The sequence below is a fragment of the Leptothoe kymatousa TAU-MAC 1615 genome (genome assembly GCF_018739865.1).
GTDB lineage: Bacteria > Cyanobacteriota > Cyanobacteriia > Phormidesmidales > Phormidesmidaceae > Leptothoe > Leptothoe kymatousa.
Genome location: NZ_JADOER010000012.1, coordinates 193,042 through 216,088 on the forward strand (window position 1 = coordinate 193,042; position 23,047 = coordinate 216,088).

Genomic DNA, 23,047 nt, shown 5'->3' on the forward strand with positions numbered 1-23,047 from the left:
ACGTTAACTAGCAAAGCTACTGCGCCAAATATGGGTTGCCCTTTTAGCTAAGCGTCTTTGGCGCTTAGCTATAGCCTCTGTGTCCCAATCTGGAGTTGCAATATCCTGCGTGAGTGCATAAACGCTCTCTTGATAAACTTTTAACTTGTCGTGGTAATGTTCGTTTCCAATCTGCCTGTTTAATCGTGCTTCCAATAAAGTAAGGTTGCCAAGTCGATAAACCCACTCATCTATTTGATCATCTGAAAAGTCCTGATACCATTTTTCATTGGGAGATTCGGGCAGGATGTGCTCAATTGAAAAGCTATCCATCTCATCGGAACGCTGAGCCGCATCTTCTTCTAGTTTTTGTAAGATATATCGAACTAATTTTTTCTGTCCCTTTGTAGGAATTGTGAGCAAGGCAAAATCTTGCTGGAACTTCTCATCTGGAACGTAGACTTTCTTGAGAACTTCGAAGACTTGACGGGGCGTTTTAATCCTTGCAGTCGCAACTTTCATTGCTACCTCGTTGTAAAGCTTTTCCAGCTCGTTTGGATTCCATCCACTGACAATCGAGTGCCTGAATGATAGAACAGATATAAGTTCAAGAGTCTTGATAAAATTATCGGATTCAAAGTGCTCGTATGTTGCGAATAATGTTGGATAAGCTTGCTTTACCCTGAATAAATTAATTTCTCGAATAAAGGGTTGAGCTTCTGGCAGGTCTCGCCAAAAATCATCATTAGCATCGCCCAGGGCAATGAATAGAGAGCTGTAAGCTTCGAGTTCGTCTAGTAAACGAAATGCTTGCTCTGCATCCATTACATCTTTGCGAACAATTTTGAATAATTGTCCACTACGCACTCGTATATTACTCAGGCTGAGATAATAGCGTAGAAAATCAGGGAACTTTGGCATTGGAACCGTATTGACAATTCTACGCCATTGTCTTTGGGCGGCTTCGAGATCTGTAGATGTCTCAAATAGCGAAAATAAGTAATTTTTGAGTAAATCAGTAGTACTTAGTTCAATACCTCTTGCATTCAGCGTTTCAAAAACAGTGTACGCATTGATCTCATCGTCTACATTGATCTGAATAAAGAGTAGTTTCCGAGCGACTGTGTCTGTAAGAAACTCTGCTAGCTTGAACCCATCAGTAGCTATGTCGGTTAGCTTGTCTAACTCTTCAGAGAAATATTGAAATGTTTTCCAAAGCAACTGATCTGATTTTTTTAGTGATCGTATGTTCTTCGGCGATTTGAAATTGATCAGATAGCTTTGATAAAAATCATTATTGTTTTCATTTAGAACAAGCTTACTAGAAGCCTTTAAAGAACGTGGGTCTTCATCACTTAAGTACGTTCGTCTCAGGATTTTCTGACGTTTTTCATTGTCGTCAATATCAATACCTTGTGCGACAAGCTGCTTAATTTTTTGGATCACTGCAATGCCCAATATGCTCAAAGTGGCTAATCGCTGCTGACCATCAATAACCGTAAAGTGTTTGTCGGTGGTGGAATGATTTTGTAAGACGATTGCTCCCATGTAGTGGCTAGTGCTTTTGCCTTCATATAGGCTAACGATGTCCTGCCACAGGTCCTCCCAGTTTTCTGGCCCCCAAGAATAGTCCCGTTGAAATATGGGGACTTGGTAAGTTTTACCATTGCCAATCAACTCCCCAAAGTTACTGGTTCGAGTATCGAGCAGGTTAATGCGAGCCATGGTGTTCCTGACGATTTCCTGGGGCTAGTATAGCGATAAGCTTATCTATGAGTAGCTCTGCTGTTACAGGCCACTCACAATAGATCCGAAATTATGTACGGTGTCGCTCCTTCTGGTATATATCAGGATCAATGGTTTTGTAGACATCTAACGGCTTCTAACATGCCTTTGGCTTTGTTGAGCGTTTCTTGATACTCACTTTCGGGGACTGAATCGGCCACCAGACCGGCCCCAGCCTGAACGCTAATGCGATGGCTGCCATCGTCTTTGCTTTCCACCACCATGGTGCGGATGGTAATGGCGCTATTTAGCTGCCCTTCGAAGTCGTAGTAGCCATAGACGCCGGAATAAGGACCGCGGCGACAGGGTTCTAAGTCGTTAATAATCTGCATTGCCCGAATTTTGGGGGCACCGCTAACCGTGCCTGCGGGAAAGCATGCCTTGAGTAAATCCCAGGCGGTTTTATTTGGGGCCAGTTCGCCCACCACATTGCTAACAATGTGCATCACATGGGAATAGCGTTCGATGATCATCAGTTCATCCACGCTGACGGTGCCGCTGGTGCATACGCGGCCTAAGTCATTGCGGCCTAGATCCACTAGCATCACATGTTCAGCAATTTCCTTGGGGTCCGCCAGGAGTTCATCTGCGTAGGCATCATCTTCTGCTGGGGTCTTCCCGCGTGGTCGGGTGCCTGCAATTGGCCGCACAATGGCGGTTAGTTTTTCGTCGTCGCCTTCTAGGGTGGCTTTGACCATCACTTCTGGGCTAGAGCCAATAATTTGCCAGTCCTGGAAGTTGAAGTAGGCCATGTAAGGCGAGGGATTCACCAGCCTTAAGGAGCGATATAAATCGAAGGGGTTGCCGCGATAGTCGGTGGTGAGTCGTTGGGAAATGACTACTTGGAAAATGTCACCGGCTTTGATGTGGGCCTTGGCGGTGTCTACGCTTTGGCAAAATTCGTCTTTGCTGCGATTACTGGTGTAATTGAGCTGGATGTCTGGGTTGCTGCCGGGTGGGGTCCAGGCTAGACGGCTGTCCTGGCTGGCTAGGGGCAGGTTGAGCTTATTGACTAGGGTGGTGATGCGATCGCAGCTTGCCTGATACGCTTGCTCCAAATCGACGTCAGGATCGCGTAGGTCCGCATAGCTGACGGCCCAAATTTTCCGCTTTACCTGGTCAAAAATCAACAAACTATCCACCTGCATCCATAGCCCATCCGGTAGTTCATCTTTCTGGGCGGGATAGGTCGTGACAGTCGGTTCAATCCACTGAATTAGCTCATAGCCCCAAAAGCCAAAGAGTCCGCCGATGCCTGGTGGGAGTTCAGGGAGCTTCACCGGGTTATAGGGGGCGAGGCAGTCTGCCAAAATGTCAAACGGATTGCCTTTAAATACGTGCTCCTCACCGTTTCTAAAGCGTTGGGTGGTCAGTTCTCCCCGGGCTTCTAGGGTCCACAGTGGATCACATCCGAGTAAGCTATAGCGTCCTATATTTTCTCCACCTTCCACAGATTCTAGGAGAAAGCTATAGGGCTGACCTGCGCATACTTTGCACCACGCCGATACAGGGGTATCTAGATCGGCGACCCATTCTTGGTAGACCGGAACAAAGTTACCCTGGGTGGCAAGTTGTCGAAACGTAGCTAAATCGGGAGCAATCATGAAGTGTGTGGGCGGTGTGCACAAATCATATCCAACTTTAATGCCTAGGGATGCTGCTAGGAAAAGGAGATTTGCCGCACCGGTGCTCTGGGCTAAATAGTTATCAGATTCGAGTACCCATGGTGGGACCCGATACAAAAGTAGCGGTCTTTGCGTTGGGGAGATTTGGCGAGGGCATCCCATTAAAAAGAGGCAGCCCAAGGGCTACCTCTTCCAAAAACCGTAGTGATTGATCTAAGCGATTACGATTGTCGTAACGCTGGGACAATCTCTAAACTTCGCAGGGATCTTTGCCACTGAACTTGATAGTTGCAGGGTTGGGGTTTTCGCCAATGCGACGATCCTTCTTGCCATTGAATGCACGGCCTTCGTTCACCTTCTCAGGTACGACACCGTCAGCGGGATGTAGGAAAGTAGTTTCACCGCTGGGTAAGACGCGGTAAATCTTATAGTCAGTAATTCTGGGCTTAAACTTAGTTTTTAGTTGACGGCTGAGAGCCAGGCATTGCTCTTTACGAGCTAGGTAAAGCAGATTCTCGCCAGAATTCATGATGGCTACGCCACCTGTGGGCATTTCAAAAGGTTGTTCCTTTTTACTGCTCCAGGTAATAGCGTACTTTTCTTCACGTTCAGCAGCGGATAGCAGGCCACCTGTGCTGCCACCAAAGATCGGAGTTTTGCCGGTAAGTTCTTCAGACATGAAAAATATTATCTCTCAACCTTATCGCTCACAAATCTATCACCGCGCATGACATTGTTTACATCGTTTGTGAGGAAGTGTAATAGTTCTTCAGAGTTTTCAGGCTAATTGACTAATTTCTTACCTTTATGTCGGATGAACTGTTCCAACACCACCGATAATAAAGATATATTTAACAATTGCTTGACGTGAAAGCTTTAAAGATCCATACCTTACGAACGCTGCTGGCGGATAGTTTAACGATATTTTGGGGCGATTGGTTAGATTTGCGAGTGCGCATTCCTCAGGTGGCAGCGTCGGGTTTGGTCTCTCCTTTGATCTATATTTTGGCGTTTGGTTTAGGCCTGGGCAGTTCCATTGATCGGGTGGCGCCACCGGCCGTGGGAGATAGCTATCTAGAGTTTATTTTGCCTGGCATGGTGGCGCTGTCTTCCATGGTGATTAGTTTTGGGGGAACCACGTTCTCTATCTGTGGAGAGCGTCTATTTACGAAGAATTTTGAGGAAATGCTACTCTTCCCCATTCATCCGCTGTCGATGCATTTGGGCAAGATGATGGCGGGCATTGTGCGAGGTTTGCTGACGGCTGGTTCGGTGATTTTGGTGGCGGTTGTGGTGACCCGCGATCCGTGGAGTTTTCTGAATCCGTTGTTCTTGCTGCTGCTTGTGCTGAACTGTGCGGTGTTTGCCGGTCTAGGTGTGATTGTGGGGCTAAACGTTAAGTCTCTGGAGAGTGTGGGCTTATTCAATAATTTTTTGATTGTGCCGATGTCGTTTTTGGGTGGCACCTTTTTTGACCCGGCTACGTTGCCTACGTTGTTGAAGGGGATTGTTTATTTGCTGCCGCTGACTTATACGACTGTGGGTCTGCGGGCCGCAGCCTATCAGTCTTTAGATCAGTTTCCTTGGTATGCAATACCGGTGTTGCTAGCTGTTGCGATCGCACTTTCCATCAACGGTGCCTATCAGTTTGCTCGCCAGCAAGACTAACTTGCGATCGCATCGTGCATGCTAGGGGCAAGCGGTTCAACATCGGGGGTATAGGGCTGAATTTCTACCGGTTCTTCCGATAAAAACCGGCGTTCCAACGTTTCCGCCACTTGCTCAAGATTCAGATGCTGCTGCCGTAGCTGGGAAAAGATTCGATACGTACTAAGCGAAGACGAATTTGGTTCGTTGGTGCCCACTTGCACCAGATTGTACATCGTGCCGCTTGTATGGACGGCAAAGGTGATGCGAAAGACCTCAAAGAAATTAATGACCCAGCGGCAGTCTTCTTCTGAATAGATCTCGTAGTAGCGAATTAAGCTAGCAATGCGTAGTTCTAAATGGGCTTGAACCTTGGGGCAGAACAAGGCCACCTTGAGCAATAAAATAACCAGCACCAAAGGATTGCCTTGGGCCAGAAACATACTAAAAAATTGAGACGGTTGTTCCCCGTCTTCGGTGGTGAGGGCATCAACGATGCGTTTGCACGTCCGCAACATCAGTGCCTCATTAATGGTTTCCTTATCGTTATGGCGATAAAGGTCTAAAACCGTATCGGGAAGCTTGTCTCGTAGAGAGTAAGTTATCGCTGTGTGTGGTAAGGCATAGACCAGGTAGTGCAGGAGCGCCCGCTTGAAATTCCAATAGTCAATCTGGTCGCATTGCTTGTGCAATAGACTGGCCAGATTGTCGTAGCCAAACCGCCCAGGCTGTAGCAGCAGCATCTTAATCAGATTAATGGCCGTTTCTCCCAACACGGTTGGATTATCAATGGTGCTAGGGGGCGACTTCATTTGCGATTTGGCCGTATACATGGCCAAATCAAAGCGAAACTTAGACTTTAACTGCGCTGATAATGATCGGGCCGCTTCTCGTTGTTCTAAAGGATTATCTAGATTCAGGTACTGGGGCGCTAACAAATAAGAGGTGTAGCGAGTGCTCCAGTGTTGCGTTTGATCATACCGAGCGGCAAAAAGCCGTAAATCTTGAAAATCTTGACTACAGATAAAGTCTTGCATCCAGGACCGCAGCCGCTTCAGAATTAGAGCCACTCCGGGGCGCTGGATCGCACTGTCGTCAAACATTTCGATGAGCGTTTTGATCGCATCTGGCCGTCGCTGAATGCCCCAGTTATTGATCAAAATGTAGCAAACACGCTTCAGGGTAAATAGAAACTGCCGTTCGCTATTGGCAATGACGATGGAATATAGTGCTACAGGCAGATCTGATTCGGTGGACGATTCGGTATAGTCCACAAACAGACGACGGAAGGTCGCTAAAACCATATCGACAGGTTCCGTCTGAACACTGTAGAGAAAAAAGTCGTATAGGACTTGTTGGGCGTTCTGGATATCTTTACGGACCATAGTCACTAGGACTTAATCAGGAACTGGTAGATAATCAGCTAAGTCTATATCAGGCGTCAGCTAAGTCTACTCAAAAGAATGAACGATTTTCGGATGTCATGGCACCCGTGCCCCCACGGAAGCAAAATTTGATTCGTTTTCAAGATACAGCCAGTATAAAATCGCACATCGATTTTTATGCTGCTGCGGTTGATTTTATATATCTAATTTACGTGAAACTACGGAGCTTCTATCCATTGCTCCTCATCTCTTCATCGGATGCTCGTAAACTTTTACTAACCCTGATCTGAGGAATTTTCTCAAAACAAATCAGAAACTAAGAGTTTAGCGCTATAGATCCTGTCTGGCTATCTATTTTAAGTTGGAATGCCCGTAGGTTGCCACTTAGAACATCGTACGACGCTCTGATATGACCACCTGCTAATGGGGAGAACGCGGGTGATCATATCAGAGCGTCTTGATGGTTGGAGCGGTTAGATGATACAGAAAGTGTCGGTAAATATTCTCACTTAGAGGAATTTCCTGGGCTAGGTGAGGATATGTAGACTAATGTCTGTACAGAACTGTTGGTTAAGTCTAAACAGCAGCGGCAGCAGGGGTTGCTGCTTTTAGCTCAAAAATTCGCTGAATGACTTGTGCGACGGATTTATCTGGCGTAGATGCGCCGGATGTCACGCCGATGACAATTTTGCCCGCTGGTAGCCAGCCCTCGGTGGTGGTGATTGCCTCGTGCAGTGGCTGATGCTCAATCTGATTGTCAGGGGCAATGCGATCGGGACCATCAATGTGATACGACGGGATGCCCCGTTCGATGGCAATTTCTTGTAAATGGGTGGTGTTAGATGAGTTAAAGCCGCCGATGACCACCATTAGATCCATGTTCATGTCCACCAGTTCAAACATGGCATCTTGCCGTTCTTGGGTGGCATCGCAAATGGTGTTAAAGCTAGAAAAATGGTCGTTAATGGCTTGGGGGCCATATTTTTTGAGCATGGTTCGCTCTAACAATTTACCAATTTGCTCGGTTTCTCCCTTGAGCATGGTGGTTTGATTGGCAATGCCGACGGCGTCAAGGTCTCGGTCGGGGTCAAAGCCTTCGGAATAGGCATGCTCAAATTTGGTGAGAAATTCGTTGCGCTGCCGTAGCCTCTCCTCTGGAGAATCGCCACTATTCAAAATATAGTTGGCCACATATTGGGCTTCGTCTAGATTGAGTAGGACTAAATAGGTATCGGCAAACGACTTAGTGGCAACGGTTTCTTCGTGTTTATATTTGCCATGGATGATGGATGTGAAGGCGCGTTTTTTGTGCTTTTCCACGGTCGTCCATACCTTGGAAACCCAGGGGCAGGTGGTGTCCACGATGGTGCAGTCTCGGTCGCTCAGCAGTTTCATCTCTTCAACACTGGCACCAAAGGCGGGCAAAATCACTACGTCCCCGTCACCGACCACGGTAAAGTCCTTAGTTCCGTCGATCACCTGGATAAAGCCAACGTTCATTTCTTTCAAACGTTGATTGACGCCAGGGTTGTGGATGATTTCGTTGGTGATCCAAATACGTTGGCTGGGAAAATGTTGTCTGGCTTCATAGGCCATGGCGATGGCTCGTTCCACCCCCCAACAAAAGCCAAAGTCTTTAGCTAATTTGATGGTGACGTCTCCCTGGGTGTAGGTATAGCCCTGGTCCCGAATGGTTTGCACTAGATCGCTTTGGTACTCTTCGCCCATTTGAGTGGCGATCTGTTCTTTTTCGCCAAAACCCTGATTGCGGTAGTAGTTATCGGATTTATTGAGGCTACGGCGAAAAGCTCTGGTATCCATTGGTTTTATGAAGAGGCACAGAAGATATATCTAGTCTACCGAAAAGCGGTGAGCGGTCGGACTGGGGTGCTTGTGACGGTTTGGCAGAGCTGGGTTGTGGCCGAAATTAGAGTTCTAGCTGGCTGTAAAGGGAAATGGCCGCTCGCCAGACTAAATAGCCTTCGCGGTTGAGGTGTAGGCCATCGGTGGTGAGATCCGGCCTGAGGTTACCTTCTCCGTTGGAGAAAATTGGATACAGTTCTAGGTAATGGGCGTCGTAGTCTTTTGCGATCGCTTGCAGCGATTGATTCATGGTGCGAATGCGCTCGTTCGGCAGTTCCAGCAGCAGGTGGCGACTTTCCCAGGTGGCCGTCTCGGCACCGTGGGGCAAAATTGATTGGACTACCACGTTGGTCTGGGGGTGTTGGCTGTCCAAATAGTCCATAATTTCTCGATAATTTTTTAGCACTTGCTGGTCGCTCTGGCCCCAGATCAAGTCATTGATGCCAATCATCAGAAAAACGGTGTCCACTTCAGCCACATCTAATAGATGTAAGCGCGATAGCAACGTATGGGTTTTTTCTCCAGAAATGCCCTGGTTCATCCACACCCGACGCCCCGGCAGCAGCTCCGCTGGAAACCACAGACTTAAGGAATCCCCTAGCAAAATGGTCAGGTGTTCAGGATGTTTGTTGGCCATTTCATTCAGTTCTTGGCCTAACAATGTGACCCACTGTTCATAGGTCAGCTTCTTGCGAGTGGGTGGGGCGGCGGCGGGAGCGGGGTCGGTGGGGGCGATAGTGCTTTGCTCAGCATGGGCCGCACTTGCCTGGGGTAAGACAGAGGGGTCACTACCATCAGATGCTTCTTGCCAAACCATTAAAAGCGCGACAAAAAGTATGCCGTTCATCATCAAAGAGAGGATGGCCCAGGCGGGAATAGTGAACGGGAGTTTGAGAAACCGATTAGCCACCACGTGTCCCAGCTAGTTGAGAATAGCGTTTGGACAGATTCTAATCGGATCTGCCTTGGATAGGTAGTCTCTGGGGGCATATATCCATAAAAAGATTATGGAAAACAGCTGTAACCACCTATGCCGAAGGCGTTGAGGGGCTAATGTTTCACTTCGTAACGTTACGGTTTAACGTTGAGGCATTACACGTTGAATCTGAACAACATCACATCTCCTTCTTGAACGGTGTAGTCTTTGCCTTCGCTGCGGAGTAAGCCTTTTTCCTTCGCTGCGTTCATAGAGCCATACTCCACTAAATCGGCATAGGAGATGGTCTCGGCTCGAATAAAGCCCCGTTCGAAGTCGGTGTGGATGACGCCTGCTGCTTGGGGGGCAGACATGCCGGCAATAATGGTCCAAGCGCGACTCTCTTGGGGGCCAGTGGTGAAGTAGGTGCGTAGCCCCAATAGGTTGTAGGTGGCTCGAATCAGGGATTTTAAGCCCCCTTCTTCTACGCCCAGGGCTTCTAAAAAGTCTGCTCGCTCATCTGCGGGGAGTTCTAGCAGTTCGGCTTCCACCTGGGCAGAAATGATCACCACTTGGGCATCTTCTTCTGCGGCCAAGCCTTTGACTTTTTCCACCCAGGCGTTGCCTTCGGCTAGTTCATCTTCAGATACGTTGGCGGCGTAGATAATGGGTTTACGGGTCAAAAATCCGAGGGACTTGATCAGCTTTTCTTCGTCCTCTTCGAGTTCAACGGTGCGGGCAGATTTTCCATCGGCGAGCACGGGGTGAATTTTTTCGAGAACAGTGAGTTCAGCTTTGGCATCAGCATCTTTGCGTGCTTGCTTGCGCACGCGATCCATGCGGCGTTCAATTTGGTCGAGGTCTGCCAGGGCCAGCTCTAGGTTGATGATTTCTGCATCCCGCAGTGGATCAATAGAGCCGTCCACGTGGATGATGTCGTCGTTTTCAAAACAGCGCACGACGTGGACGATGGCATCGACCTCTCGGATGTTCGCCAAAAACTGGTTGCCCAGCCCTTCGCCTTTGCTCGCCCCTTTGACTAGACCGGCAATATCGACGAATTCCATACGAGCGGGTACGGTGTTCTCTGATTTGGAGATTTCCGTGAGGACATTCAGACGTTGATCGGGGACGGCAACCACGCCCACGTTGGGCTCAATGGTGCAGAACGGGAAGTTAGCGGCTTGGGCTTTGGCGTTTTCAACCAGCGCGTTAAAAAGGGTGGATTTGCCTACATTGGGGAGCCCGACGATTCCAGCTCTGAGCATGGCCTCTAATTTTTATGAAGAAATTTCCATAGTCCAGCATAGGCTAAAGTCCTCAGGATGCGGTAAACGTTTCGGCCGATTGGGGTAAATGGTGAGTTGAAATCTTGCGGTTGTGGAGGTTTTTCTGAAATAGCGTTCTTAATAAAGGGACGAAGGCTATAAAATGCCAGCAATTGTTTTGGATCTGGGATAAGTTCCATGGATTTTCAGCTTGGACTGCCGAGAAAACCTCTGATGGTTCCTAAGGGTGCAATTATTCTTTCTGCTTGTTTACTTTTGGGCCTATCGGGTTGTAATCGCTTTGGTGAACGGACGAAAGACGTTATCAATGCCATTTCCATTCAAAACCTATCGACGGGGGAAAAGTTACTCAAGAATGAAGTGAGTAATGTGCAGCTCACTCTTCCCCAGGGATGGAGCGATGTGCGCGATAATCTGCGCCCCGATGCGGATCTTTATGCGGCGCGGGAAGATCGGACCATGTATGTTTTGGTGCTAGCCGATCAAAAGCGCACCGAAGCCAATGGTGTGATTAGTGGCTTTGACTTATCGGATAATGCGTCTCAATATTTGAGCTATTTGGATTGGGGCTTGGCTCAGGAACAGCCAGAAGTGGTCACTGGGTTAACGTCTTTGAATGGTCTGAATGCTAAGCAGTACGAAGTGCGCGGCCGCATTGATAGTCAGCCGGTGGTGTATTTACACACCACCATTGAGGGGGCTGAGCACTACTATCAGGTGGTTGCTTGGACTGCGGCGGAAGATTATGCCAATGCAAAAGCAGAGTTGCAGACAGTGATCGGCAGTTTTCGGGGGACATAATTCAGCCTTCCTCGCGTCCCTTTAGAGCCTTTGGTCGTAGGGAGTGCCCGTTCTATGGCGTAATGGTAAGGGTGTGATCGGGTAAACCAAAAGGTATTTACATTTAATAATGGGCGATATGGTCAAGTGTGGAGTGAAGCTGCTAGGTGGAGCCTTGTCTTTCCAGGCAGCCCTACGTCGGCTAACGGTGGTTTGCGCGATCGCAATGGTGCTAATTCCTATTCTTTGCGTTCCGGGGCAGGCGTTGGCCAGCCTCACTGACGATCGGTATGACGGTAATATCTTTGCGCTCTATGCCGGTAACGGCGCGATTGTGCCCCCGCGAGTAACGTTGGCCCAGTCCCTCAAGCAGGAAAAACCCACGCTTCTGTTTTTCTATGTGGACGATAGTCGCGACTGCAAAGAATACTCATTTGTGATTTCCCAGCTGCAGGCCCCCTATGGTCGAGTGGCGAATTTTGTGCCGGTGATGGCTGATGCTATTCCACTAAAAGAGTCGTTTACCCCTGATGAACCAGGGTATTACTTCACAGGTTCAGTCCCTCAAACCTTGGTCCTAGATGGCAGCGGCAAGGTGAAGTTTGATCAAACCGGTGCCCTGGAGTACGAAGTGGTAGACGATGTGTTCCGTGATGTTTTCAACTTGCTGCCCCGTACAGAATCCGAAGAACTCCGCCGTCGCCCAGTGAATGAGCTGAATATTGAGCTAGTTCCTAGCGGCTCATAGCCTGCTTGCCTTGGGAGTTTGTACCGACGTGCAGGAATCGGTTCCCCGTCTAACGGTATGTGCCTCGTTAGTTGAAAAAATTGCCAACCAAGCAGCCCTGTGTCGAACCTGTGAGGTGCTAGGTGTGGAGCGATTGATTTTGCCCGCGCCCACCATCTCTGCGTGGGAGTTTCGTAAAATAGCGGCGTCAGCTCAGCAATGGCAGACTGTGGATTATTGTCCCCCTGAGGAGCTGGGAGTTTGGCTTGGCCAACAGACTGACTGTCGGCGGGTGGCCTTGACTGTACATCCCCATGGCCAGTCTTTGGGGCACTATCGATTTGCGGCTAATACGCTCTTGATTTTAGGGCGAGAACTGACGGGAATCCCTGATGATGTGGTGTCCCGATGCGATGAGGCGTTGACTATTCCCCAATATGGCCAAGTAGAATCGCTCAATGTGCAAACGGCAGGTGCGATCGCGATCTACGAATACAATCGCCAGTGGCGATGACCTGGGTCCCGTAACCATGTCCTGTGGGTCTGCATGGCGCTGTTTTCGCAAGGCTGTATAGAACAGACAGCAGACAGCCAATTTTTCAGGCTTAATCCATGGGGATATCGGCGGTTTCGGAGACTTCTTCGACGACGTCGTCGAGGTCAATATCCACTTCGTCCAATTCCAGCTGCTGGACTTCCGCCTCTTCTACGGGCGTATCCGGCTCTAATGGGTTGGTCCGCACTCGTCGAATGGGCAGGTTGGCCATTAAGGCCGTCGTTCGCTGATCCGATTCAAACGAAAACTCCAGGCTCTCGGTGTCTATTTCCACGTAGCGCACAACCACGTCCAATATTTCCTGGCGCATCTTTTCCAAAATCTGGGGAGAAAGATCCGCACGGTCATGGGCTAGCACCAGGCGCAGCCGCTGCTTTGCTGTTTCACGGCTTACCGTTTCACGGGTGCCAAAAAGTCTTTCGAGAAAATCGCTAATCATGGTCGTCTTTGATTAGGCGGGGCGTAAGCGCAACGGTCGCCGCCCGTCGACCGTCTGGGTAAAATTATGTAAATAGTTGACGTAATTTTTTAAAAAAGCTTTCCTTCGGTGCACTCAGATCCATCAGGGGGACTTTTTCCCCTTGTAGCCGTCGGGTAATGTTGGAAATGGCGATGCCTGCTTTGGTGAGTTCTTTGCCTAAAATTAGCGGTTCTCCATTGTTGGTGGATACAACTACCTGTTCATCGTCAGGAATAACGCCCAGGAGAGGCACCGCTAAGATATCTTGCACATCTTTGACCGACATCATTTGTTCGGCCTCCACCATGGCTGGTTTGAGCCGGTTGATGATCAATCGCATTGCCTTAACGTCATTCGCTTCTAGCAGGCCAATGACCCGGTCAGCGTCCCGCACCGCAGAGATTTCTGGGGTGGTGACGATGATGGCTTCGCGGGCGGCTGAAATGGCATTGCGAAAACCCATTTCGATGCCAGCGGGGCTGTCGATTAAGACAAAGTTATACGCTTTGGACAGGGCCCGCACCAGTTTTTTCATCTGTTCCGGAGTAATGGACTCCTTCGAGCGATTTTGGGCGGCGGGCAGCAGGGCCAAATTTGGCTGCCGCTTATCCTTGACGAGGGCTTGGTCAAGGCGACATTCACCAGCCAGCACATCTAGGGCTGTGTAGACGATACGATTTTCTAGACCTAGGAGCAGGTCTAAATTTCGTAATCCAAAGTCGGCATCAATGACAACAACGCGTTTGCCTGCCTTGGCGAGGGCCATTCCCAGGTTGGCTGTGCATGTAGTTTTCCCAACACCTCCCTTGCCGGAGGTAACAACGATAATGCGGTTCATAGCCATGGATTCAATGGGCGATTGAGGACGTTATTCGTGGGGGATTGGGCTCAAGTAGGGCAATAATCGCACGTTGTGGCAAATTTTATAGAAAATTCCTTTAGGAATTTTGAGGTTCGTCTCGCTGCACGATAAAAGGTTTGCCATCGAGCCTTTTTTTAAGGGGTGTCTACGGGGAGCTGGGCAAAATCAGCTGCGATCGCAATCCGGATGCTTCCCTGGCTGATATAAGCCACCTCCGGTTGATAGTGAGCGGGTGGTTTTTCCGGCGCGCGGGCAACCTTATCGGCAATGCGGAGCTGGGTGGGTTCCATCTGTAGGGCCATGATGCGGCAATCGGCATTGCCCTCGGACCCGGCATGGGCCACCCCCCGGAGACGCCCCCACACAAAGATGTCTCCCGCTGCCACCAGGGAGCCGCCAGGATTTAAATCGCCGAGGACTACAATTGACCCTGGATGACGAATTTCAGTGCCAGAACGCACGGTAGCTTGCAGATAGAGAGGCGCATCTAACGCTTCTCCCGCATCTGGACTCTGGTTGAAATGGTCTAGTTTGGTATTTTGCTCCACCGAATATCCGGCAGTAACAGCAGCAACGGCCGTTTGTCTACGCTGGGTATAAACCCGTTTCATATGTAGCTGAGCGGCACTTAAAAGCTCATCAATTTCCTGTAATTGGCGACCATCCAGCAAACGGTCTCGGGCAATTAAATGAACTGTGGTGTTGGGTTGGAGAAATCGGTCACCAGAATTTAACCGCAGCGTGAGCTGCTGACATAGCTCCTCCCATTCTGATGGCGCAAAGCTCGTAGTCGAGGACGACGGTAGCAGCAGCAATAGCCTTCCCTGCTCACTTTTTAACGTGATTTGCTGCTTTGGCTGGCTATCCGCCGTATCCACATCTAAATCAATGGTGGATACATCGACGAGGGGGGACGTGTTCTCGTCTCCTTGGTCGGTCTCATCAAACACGAAAAGTTCGACATCTTTCGATCGTTTTAATCGTGCTGATAGGGCCGCACGACTACTTTTGCTGGCGTTTTTTGGCGATGCTTTGACCGATTTTCTAGGTGGGGAGGCTGATGCAGAGGTATTAGCTTCAACCCGATCTCTTTCGATATCGCCAGGATTGTCGGAGGAATTTGAATTAATTGGTTGATCGTTTCCGTTACCCATGTTCGATTTGGCTCAGGCCTCCTTTAGGACACCCGTCGCTACATATAAAACACGCTGACCACCATGGAGTGTGACCGCAGAGCATACACAACTATATAGCCGGACTCGATTTTTGAGAGGGCATCGATTTTGATGTCATCAGTCTTTAGAATTTTTATTTTTGCCGAGGTTACCGCCGTAGGAACTCGTCGTTATCAGGTTATATGGGCAAGATTTTGGCTTGATCCGCAATTTGGCAATAAAGCTTTACGAGATCCCAGTGGGTAAATAAAAAAAAACTGAAGTTATTTCTTGCTTACTGAGTCAGGGGCATACGGTTAAAAACGATACATTCCAACCCATGTCTTGAATGAAAGACAAAATGTCTTTTTCTAAAGACATTAGGCTACTTTTTCCGCCACATGTCGCTGGGTAATCAGGGCAAATGCAGCAGGAAATGTTGTCTAGTTATTTTTTATACTTGGTTTGGTTGGATAGCTTTTTAGCCTATAAGACCCAATTCTCAGTGTGAATTAGGATCAAAATGCTGTATTTCACCTTGGTTACTTAAGGTATCTAGGTTTTTGTAGGGTTTTCCGGACATCTCAAGGTAAATTATTTTTCCTTGGGGCGATAAAATTGCTGATAGTTCTGTAATCTGCTGATTCAGGTTTCAGGTTGGGTCCTATGGAGTTTCGGTTTACACAGCTCTTGTTAATACGAGGTTTTCGACATGCTTAAGCCCCGCTCTGCATTCTCCTTGGCGGCTACGGTTGCACTACTCACAGTTATTGCACCTAGTCAGCCATTTTCTCGGTTTACTGCCGTAGCTACAGCGGCGACCTTTGAGGTGCCTGCTAACGTGCCCACTGGTACTACAGTTCAGGTCAGCAGTGGCTCTGATGCCATGACCGTAATCAGTGATGCCCTTAAAACTGGTTTTGAAGATAAGTTCACGGGCTCTGATATCAGTATTGATACGGTGGGTGCCGACCAAGCCATTGAGTCCGTACTTAGCGGCGACGTAGATTTGGCCGCCATTAGCCGTCCCCTGAGTGACGCTGAACTTGGCCAAGGTCTAGCGTCGGAAGATGTGAAGCGTGTCAAGATTGCAATTATTGTCGGTGCTGACAATCCCTTCGACGGCAGTTTAACTAGCGAGCAGTTTGCTCAGATTTTCCGCGGTGAAATCCAGGATTGGTCCGAAGTCGGTGGCCCCAGTGGTGCCATTCGTTTAGTCGATCGTCCTGATGTCAGCGAGACCCGTACGTCTTTGTCGGCCTACCCTGTGTTCAAGGCGGCTGAGTTTGCGACTGGTTCCAATGCCACTCAGTTGGGTGCCGATAGTACGTCAGATATTGTTGAGCAACTGGGTACAGACGGTATTAGCTACGCCTTGGTTGAGGAAGTAGATGCCATGGATGGCGTGCGTACGCTGCCCATGCATAAAACCATGCCCACCGATGCGCGCTATCCGTTCTCTCAGCCGTTTGCCTTTGTTTACAAGGGTGAGCCTTCTGTGGGTAGTGCAGCCTTTTTGGGCTACGCCACCGGTGCCCCTGGTCAGACCGCATTGAAATCGGTGAATCCCTTGGCGGGCTTAGCGAATGCTGCGGGGGATGCCGCCGGTGCCGCCGGTGATGCTGTGAAAGGGGCAACGGATGCTGCGGGTAACGTCGTTGGGGCCGCTGGCAATGCTATTCAAGGGGCTGCTGGCGCGGCCGGTGATGCTGTGAAAGGTGCCGGTGATGCGGCCGGGAATGTGGCTGGTGCCGCCGGTGATGCTGTGAAAGGTGCCGCTGGTGCTGCTGGCGATGCGGTGCAAGGCACAGCCGATGCTGTGGACCAGGCTGTGAGCGATCGCAACCCTAAAGCGCAGACGCGCCTCAATCTGTGGTGGCTAATGTTAGTCCCAGCCGGTTGTTTGGCGTTAGTTGCTTGGGGTGAGCGCCGTCGCAAGCGGGGTGATGATCCTGCTTATGTTGCCGCTGCCGATTCCACGTATGCCGCTAAGACTCCAGGACCCAAGGGTTCCATCGGTTTGGGTAAAGCTGGTGCTGCTGCGGGCGGTGCTGCCGCTGCGGCCGGTGGCGCTGCTTGGGCCGCTACTCGTAAAACGGGTGATGCTGCTAAAGGTGGCTTAAATGCCGTTGGTGATACTGCCAAGGGTGGCCTCGGTGCCGTTAAAGGTGGCCTTGGTAATGTCGGCGATGCTGCCAAGGGCGGTGTGCGCAATGTGAAAGGTGGCCTTGGTAATGTCGGCGATGCTGCCAAGGGTGGCCTTGGTAATGTGAAAGGTGGCCTTGGTAATGTTGGCGATGCTGCCAAGGGCGGTGTGCGCAATGTGGGCAACACTGCCAAAGGTGGTCTGGGCGCTGTTAAGGGCGGTCTAGGCAATCTGGGTGATGCCGCTAAAGGTGGCGTCAAGAATGCTGGGAATGCAGCCAAAGGCGGTCTCGGCGCTGTGAAAGGTGGCCTTGAGAATGCGGGTGATGCCGCGCAAGGTGGCATCGGTAATCTCCACGGTGCTGCTCAGCAAGGTGTTGATGGCATTAAGGGTGGTCTCGGCAACGCTGGCAATGCCGTCCAAGGCGGCGTTGGTGCCATGGGTTCTGGCCTGAAGGGCGGTTTGGATAGCGCCGGTAATGCCGTCCAAGGCGGTGTTGGTGCCATGGGTTCTGGCCTGAAGGGCGGTTTAGATGGCGCTGGTAACAGCTTGCGCGATGGTGCGGATGCTGTTACCGGTGGTGTGGGCGATATGGCCAACAAAGCAGGCGATGCCCTTAAGGGTGGAGCCGGTGCGGCTAAGGATGCCCCTCGTTCCCTATGGGATCGGGTGCGTGACGGCGTCAATAATGCAACTAACACTGTTGCTGGTAAAGCCGATGACATGGCCAATCAAACTAAGAACCAAGCTGGCAATCTAAAGGACCAGGCTGAAAACCTAGGTCAGCAGGGTATGGATAAGGCGTCTGAAATTACTGATAAGCTAACTAACTCAGATAGCTAACCCACTAATTTCATGTAATGCCTTGGACTCAGCTCCACGCGCAGATTCATACCTTACTTAAGGCAAAATTCCTGCTTCCCCCAGATTCCTCCATCTTGATGGCGGTGTCGGGGGGGCAGGATTCTTTGTGTATGGCTCAGTTACTGATGGATCTGCAGCCAAAATGGAACTGGCGGTTGGGTCTGCTCCACTGCGACCATGGCTGGCGCGATGATTCATCAGACAATGCGGCCCATGTGGCACGGTTGGCCCAGCAATGGCAGTTGCCATTTTTTCTTGAGACAGCCGTCGACTTGGTTCCAACGGAAGCCGCAGCCCGCACTTGGCGGTATGAAAAATTTGCAGACATTGCCCAGACCCATGGCTATGCCTATGTGGTGACCGGCCACACAGCCACCGATCGCGCTGAAACAGTCCTGTTTAACCTATTGCGAGGCAGTGGGGCAGATGGTATTCAAGCTTTGAGCTGGCAGCGGCCTCTCGGCGCGGAAGGCTTAGCTGGTTTGGTGACCCGACCTTTGTTGGCCATAACCCGTCAGCAGACTGGGGAATTTTGCCAAGACCGAGATTTGCCGATATGGCAGGATGCCTCTAATGATGACTGGCGCTATCGACGCAATCGCATTCGGCAAGAATTGATGCCTTATTTGCGATCGCACTTTAACCCAAGCGTAGAAGCCACATTAGCTCAAACCGCTGAGATCTTTACCGCTGAAGTCACCTATTTAGAAAATCAAGCTGCCCAACTCCATAGCGATGTCGTTGAAACATCACCAGGTGTCTGCCGCATCCGTCGCTTCCCATTGCGGGAGGCCCCTTTGGCTTTGCAGCGTCGAGTTGTCCGGCGTGTTTTACAAGCAGTCCTCGACCAGCAACCCAGCTTTGATCACATTGAAAAACTTGTCTGTTTAGCCACGGCACCCAATCGCAGTCAGACAGATCCATTTCCAGGGGGCGTCATTGCCTACGTAGACGCAGACTGGATCAAAATTTCGAAGCCTCCCCTGGTGTCATAGCTATGGACAAACTAAATTTCGCTTTAGACTAAGAATGAAAACGTAATGTCTCTGCTATGCGCTGGTTATTGACGGTTGTTTTGAGTTTATGGCTACTCGTTGGCACCCTCGGTGCGGCCGTGTTTGCCCCTGCGGTGGCGGCGGCGCCAGCAGATATCCCAGCCGGAGATATTGCCACACTGCGGAAGCAGGCCTTTGACCTCACCCGTAGCGGTAAATTTGATTTAGCCGAGGTGGTGTGGACTCAGCTGATCGACGCATTGCCCGATGAACCTGCTGTTTGGAGTAACCGTGGCAACGTGCGGGTCAGTCAAAATAAAATTGATGCAGCCGTGCAAGACTATACCCATGCCATTGCCCTGGATGGATTACAGCCAGATCCTTATCTCAACCGAGGTGCTGCCTATGAAGCCGCTGGTGAATGGCAGGCCGCCATTGATGATTACAATCGCGTGCTGAAGCTATCCCCCGATGATCCAGCCGCCTACAACAATCGAGGCAATGCCCAAGGAGGCCAAGGCGATTGGGATGCAGCCCTACAGGACTATGAGCACTCAATTACCCTGCAACCGAGTTTTTCTCTCGGCTATGCTAATTACGGAATTGCCCTCTTTGAGGTCGGCGACCAAGCAAAATCTCTACAAGTATTAAAAAGTCTGGCCCGTAAGTATCCCAACTATGCAGACGTACGAGCGGCATTAACCGCCGTTCTTTGGGAAACGGGCCATCGGGGAGAAGCGGAAAGTCAGTGGGCTGCGGCCCGTGGTCTAGATCGCCGCTACAGCGATTTGGACTGGGTGAAAAATGTTCGGCGTTGGCCACCTTCTTTGGTCAAAGGGTTAGACAACTTTCTTAAGCTTTAGCAGCCTATGGATGGTTGAGGTCAGGTACTGGTCTGCTTGACCGTATGACCTAGATGTTTGCAACTCTATAAATCCTCTTTTAAATGTAGCCTAAGCTACCAAAAAAAACTTTCCATCAGTAGGAATTACTGTCAGCTTTGGCCTTCACTATTGAGTCCTGACTGTACATTTTTGGAGTCAGATTTTTGGGCGACAATTTCTATCTGCATCCCTAGGGATTTTTCCATGGGTTGGAAATAGTGACAGCGCGGGGCTCAATAAAATCCCATCCGAATGTCTGTTGTTGCGAATGTTAGTGACTGAAAGTCATTTGAGCCGCTGACATTGTCATATTTCTAAATATTAGACACATGGGTTATTGATTATAGAAAAAATATTTTTTGGTTAAAAACCCTCTTGCATCAATGTTTTGAGTGCCTTATGGGTGCTAATTGTTACGAAGAAAAAATAATTTCAGTCTTTCTACGATAGAAGTTAATAGAACTGTATTGAATACTGGAATTCAAATCCGTTTGTTAGGGTGTTGAGGGCAATTGTTTTTTGTACTAAGGGTGTGTGCGAAAAATAATTTTCCTACCTTGTAGAGAATTTCACAGCTATTTATTCTGAATTTTTGGTGTTCCTGGTGTCTACTCAAGACTTGTAGATGTAGGTTTATGTGGTTTTGAGTTTTTAGCAATGTCAGCCACAAATAACATGGCCAATTCTTATTCGTTGATTGATTTTTGGCGTCTATTTGTATAGAGCCTGTTGCAGTTAACTATGCCTGGATTTTTTGATGATCTTAGGGATAGTACAGACAGGTGCACAAGATTTTAAGTGCAAAAAATACGCTGATTTGAATCGTCTTAAGCATGTCTTAGGCGCTGTCGGTTTGTGGTGCCTATGGGCTACAAAGATCGGTCAACATTTATGGATACTGTCACTGCTTATATTGCTTTCTGTATGGGCATCCTATGTATCAAATTCTCTCTATTTATAAATTAACCCAACTGCAATCTTGGGTTGCGGGATTGAAATCATTTTTGCGTGGTCAATTAGACAACTTTCAGTTTTCGAATCCGCGTGCTGTTTGCATGAGGCAGTCTCATCAAATTCTCGAACCTACTCCTAGGATGTCCTATTGCCCTGATTCTGAAGAATCCTTGGCCTGTGTGCTCCAGCAGCAGTTGCAGCGGCATATTAATTTAAGGAATGTCATTCGGCGTATTCACCGCAGCTTAGCGATCGATGAACTTCAGCACACGATTGTGAATGATTTTTTGCAGTTTTTTCAGGCAGATTGGGTTTTTCTTTTAGAAAAGAAACATGGTCGCTGGCAACCGATTTATCGGCCAGCTTGTTTATCCGAACCCGACCATTTAGATGCGTTAAGTGATTACCTCGCCTTAGAGCAGGTAAACGCAAAACTTTCCCATTGTGATGGGATGACCGTGCCTAATCAGGCATTCCATCACAATGGCGAACAGCAGTGCCCGCCAGACCTGGCTGGATCTTGGTTATTGATGCCAATGCATTTACCGCGAGCCTCTGGTCAAAATTCGTCGCCTTGTAGATTAGTGGCGATTGGCTCAAAGCGGAGGGCTCATCTATGGACTGTGGAGCACCAGGAGCAGGCGAGCCTGCTAGTGGATGAGGTGGGTGTGGCCCTGGACCATAGTCGCCACTATGAAGCTCTCAAACTACATAATCGCGAGTTGAAGTCCCTGGCGTTGACAGATAGTTTGACTGGCTTAGCAAATCGTCGTCAGTTTGATACTTATTTCAAGACGGAATGGCAACGCCTAGCTAGGGAAAATCAGCCGCTGACGTTAATTTTGTGTGATATCGATTATTTCAAGCTTTATAACGACTACTATGGCCACCCCACAGGTGATGTTTGTCTGACTCAGGTGAGTCAGGTGCTTGCCCGTTGCATTCGTCGCCCTGCCGATTTGGTGACTCGCTATGGGGGGGAAGAATTTGCAGTGGTTTTGCCCAATACGGATACGTCAGGGGGGCACAACGTGGCCTTGACGATTCAAGAGCAGTTGGCAAAAGCTGCCATCCCCCATGAGACGTCTGAGGTATCGGAAAACATTACCTTAACTATGGGGATTGCAACGGTGATTCCCAAGCACCACCTTTGTCCCCAAGATCTTTTGCAGGCGGCAGATTTGGCCCTTTACCATGCTAAGCAGCAAGGGCGCGATCGCATCTATGTCCACGCTCACTATTATCTACATAGCGACGAGGCATCGCCAGAAAATAGCCAGCTCAATGGTCAAAAGCTTGATGCTAATCAGGGGCTCGATAGTTAAATCAGCCCCCCGGCTAAATCAGCCCCCTAGGCTAGGTTAGCCCCCCAGGCTAGCTGACGTAATTCACAATGCGAGCAAACGTCTCAGCTTCTAAGCTAGCGCCCCCTACCAGGGCACCATCAATGTCTGGTTGAGCCATAATTTCGTCCACATTACCCGGCTTAACCGAGCCACCATACTGGATGGGGACATCCTTGTTGGCGAGCTGAGAGCGAATGAGCCAACAAACACGATTCGCTTCATCAGATGCGCAAGTATCACCGGTGCCAATGGCCCAGATCGGTTCATAGGCAATGATCAACTTACTTTGATCAACACCGGCTAATGCTTTTTCAATTTGGCCAACGACATGGGTTTCGGTTTCACCGGCATCCCGTTGTTCCTTGGTTTCACCGACGCAGAGAATAGGCGTTAACCCTGAGGCTTGTGCCGCTTTTAGACGCAAATTTACCGTTTTATCCGTTTCCCCAAAATATTGGCGACGTTCGCTATGGCCAACAATTACATAACGAACCCCAAGCTCAGTCAACATTTCTCCGGAGACTTCCCCCGTATATGCGCCCGATGTTTCCCAATGAATATTTTGTGCACCTACCATAGCCCGAGAGCCATGGAGTGTTTTAGACAGGGAGGTTAACGCTGTAAAAGGGCTACACAAAATAACCTCGCGCTGTTCAGGAGTGGTTTCTAGCTGGGGTAGAAATCCATTCAAAAACGCCAAGCTGTCCGCTTGGGTTTTGTGCATCTTCCAGTTACCAGCGATAACAATTCTTCGCACGGATGTATAACTTAGCTCTCAATATTGCATCCAGCATCGTACCGAGAAACCTGAACCGAACGCAACTAAAGAA

The 23,047-nt window shown here is 49.4% G+C and carries 18 protein-coding genes and 1 pseudogene; 8 read left to right on the top strand and 11 right to left on the bottom strand.

What is annotated here, in order from left to right; genetic code table 11:
* Window positions 1-3: 3 nt before the first annotated feature.
* The 3 genes from IXB28_RS14115 to psaD all read right to left on the bottom strand — a co-directional run bounded on the left by IXB28_RS14115 (window position 4) and on the right by psaD (window position 4,068).
* A complete protein-coding gene (locus IXB28_RS14115; RefSeq protein WP_215619241.1) occupies window positions 4-1,704 on the bottom strand; it encodes a DUF262 domain-containing protein in 1,701 nt (566 codons plus the stop codon).
* A 128-nt stretch (window positions 1,705-1,832) separates the two neighbouring features.
* Entirely contained in the window at window positions 1,833-3,368 is a 1,536-nt protein-coding gene (gene trpE / locus IXB28_RS14120; RefSeq protein ID WP_215619242.1) for an anthranilate synthase component I, read from the bottom strand.
* Between the two features lie 271 nt (window positions 3,369-3,639).
* A complete protein-coding gene (gene psaD, locus IXB28_RS14125; protein WP_215619243.1) occupies window positions 3,640-4,068 on the bottom strand; it encodes a photosystem I reaction center subunit II PsaD in 429 nt (142 codons plus the stop codon).
* A gap of 188 nt (window positions 4,069-4,256) precedes the next feature.
* On the opposite strand from psaD, the gene IXB28_RS14130 reads away from it, so the two are divergent.
* Complete coding sequence (locus IXB28_RS14130) at window positions 4,257-5,057, top strand: ABC transporter permease (protein ID WP_215619244.1); 801 nt, start codon at window positions 4,257-4,259, stop codon at window positions 5,055-5,057.
* Here the strand turns inward: IXB28_RS14130 and IXB28_RS14135 are convergent.
* The 4 genes from IXB28_RS14135 to ychF form a co-directional block, all read right to left on the bottom strand.
* Entirely contained in the window at window positions 5,054-6,421 is a 1,368-nt protein-coding gene (locus IXB28_RS14135) for a hypothetical protein (RefSeq protein ID WP_215619245.1), read from the bottom strand. The genes IXB28_RS14130 and IXB28_RS14135 overlap by 4 nt on opposite strands.
* A gap of 576 nt (window positions 6,422-6,997) precedes the next feature.
* Window positions 6,998-8,242 (bottom strand): 4-hydroxy-3-methylbut-2-enyl diphosphate reductase, encoded by a 1,245-nt coding sequence (locus IXB28_RS14140; protein WP_215619246.1) that lies wholly within the window; start codon window positions 8,240-8,242, stop codon window positions 6,998-7,000.
* Window positions 8,243-8,348: 106 nt separating this feature from the next.
* On the bottom strand, window positions 8,349-9,194 hold the full coding sequence (locus IXB28_RS14145) for a GDSL-type esterase/lipase family protein (RefSeq protein ID WP_326521051.1): 846 nt from the start codon (window positions 9,192-9,194) through the stop codon (window positions 8,349-8,351).
* Window positions 9,195-9,376: 182 nt separating this feature from the next.
* The gene (ychF, locus tag IXB28_RS14150) at window positions 9,377-10,468 is read right to left on the bottom strand and encodes a redox-regulated ATPase YchF (protein WP_215619247.1); all 1,092 of its coding nucleotides are present in this window, start codon (window positions 10,466-10,468) and stop codon (window positions 9,377-9,379) included.
* Between the two features lie 198 nt (window positions 10,469-10,666).
* Between ychF and IXB28_RS14155 the strand changes: the two genes are divergently transcribed.
* From IXB28_RS14155 to IXB28_RS14165, 3 genes are all read left to right on the top strand, one after another.
* Complete coding sequence (locus IXB28_RS14155; RefSeq protein ID WP_215619248.1) at window positions 10,667-11,290, top strand: hypothetical protein; 624 nt, start codon at window positions 10,667-10,669, stop codon at window positions 11,288-11,290.
* Window positions 11,291-11,408: 118 nt separating this feature from the next.
* Window positions 11,409-12,017, top strand: coding sequence for a thylakoid membrane photosystem I accumulation factor (locus IXB28_RS14160; RefSeq protein ID WP_215619249.1), 609 nt, complete (start codon window positions 11,409-11,411; stop codon window positions 12,015-12,017).
* Window positions 12,018-12,045: 28 nt separating this feature from the next.
* Complete coding sequence (locus IXB28_RS14165; RefSeq protein WP_215619250.1) at window positions 12,046-12,510, top strand: TrmH family RNA methyltransferase; 465 nt, start codon at window positions 12,046-12,048, stop codon at window positions 12,508-12,510.
* Window positions 12,511-12,733: 223 nt separating this feature from the next.
* On the opposite strand, the pseudogene minE reads toward IXB28_RS14165, so the two are convergent.
* The 3 genes and pseudogenes from minE to minC all read right to left on the bottom strand — a co-directional run.
* A pseudogene (gene minE, locus IXB28_RS14170) lies at window positions 12,734-12,991 on the bottom strand (cell division topological specificity factor MinE); the annotation flags it as partial.
* Between the two features lie 64 nt (window positions 12,992-13,055).
* The gene (gene minD / locus IXB28_RS14175; protein ID WP_215619252.1) at window positions 13,056-13,850 is read right to left on the bottom strand and encodes a septum site-determining protein MinD; all 795 of its coding nucleotides are present in this window, start codon (window positions 13,848-13,850) and stop codon (window positions 13,056-13,058) included.
* 158 nt (window positions 13,851-14,008) lie between these two features.
* On the bottom strand, window positions 14,009-15,028 hold the full coding sequence (gene minC / locus IXB28_RS14180) for a septum site-determining protein MinC (RefSeq protein ID WP_215619253.1): 1,020 nt from the start codon (window positions 15,026-15,028) through the stop codon (window positions 14,009-14,011).
* A gap of 712 nt (window positions 15,029-15,740) precedes the next feature.
* Between minC and IXB28_RS14185 the strand changes: the two genes are divergently transcribed.
* The 4 genes from IXB28_RS14185 (at window position 15,741) to IXB28_RS14200 (ending at window position 22,196) form a co-directional block, all read left to right on the top strand.
* Window positions 15,741-18,017, top strand: coding sequence for a substrate-binding domain-containing protein (locus IXB28_RS14185; RefSeq protein WP_215619254.1), 2,277 nt, complete (start codon window positions 15,741-15,743; stop codon window positions 18,015-18,017).
* A gap of 17 nt (window positions 18,018-18,034) precedes the next feature.
* A complete protein-coding gene (tilS, locus tag IXB28_RS14190; RefSeq protein ID WP_215619255.1) occupies window positions 18,035-19,033 on the top strand; it encodes a tRNA lysidine(34) synthetase TilS in 999 nt (332 codons plus the stop codon).
* 56 nt (window positions 19,034-19,089) lie between these two features.
* On the top strand, window positions 19,090-19,896 hold the full coding sequence (locus tag IXB28_RS14195) for a tetratricopeptide repeat protein (protein ID WP_215619256.1): 807 nt from the start codon (window positions 19,090-19,092) through the stop codon (window positions 19,894-19,896).
* A 1,115-nt stretch (window positions 19,897-21,011) separates the two neighbouring features.
* On the top strand, window positions 21,012-22,196 hold the full coding sequence (locus tag IXB28_RS14200) for a diguanylate cyclase (protein WP_215619257.1): 1,185 nt from the start codon (window positions 21,012-21,014) through the stop codon (window positions 22,194-22,196).
* 49 nt (window positions 22,197-22,245) lie between these two features.
* On the opposite strand, the gene tpiA is transcribed toward IXB28_RS14200, so the two are convergent.
* Window positions 22,246-22,974, bottom strand: coding sequence for a triose-phosphate isomerase (tpiA, locus tag IXB28_RS14205; RefSeq protein ID WP_215619258.1), 729 nt, complete (start codon window positions 22,972-22,974; stop codon window positions 22,246-22,248).
* Window positions 22,975-23,047: the final 73 nt, after the last annotated feature.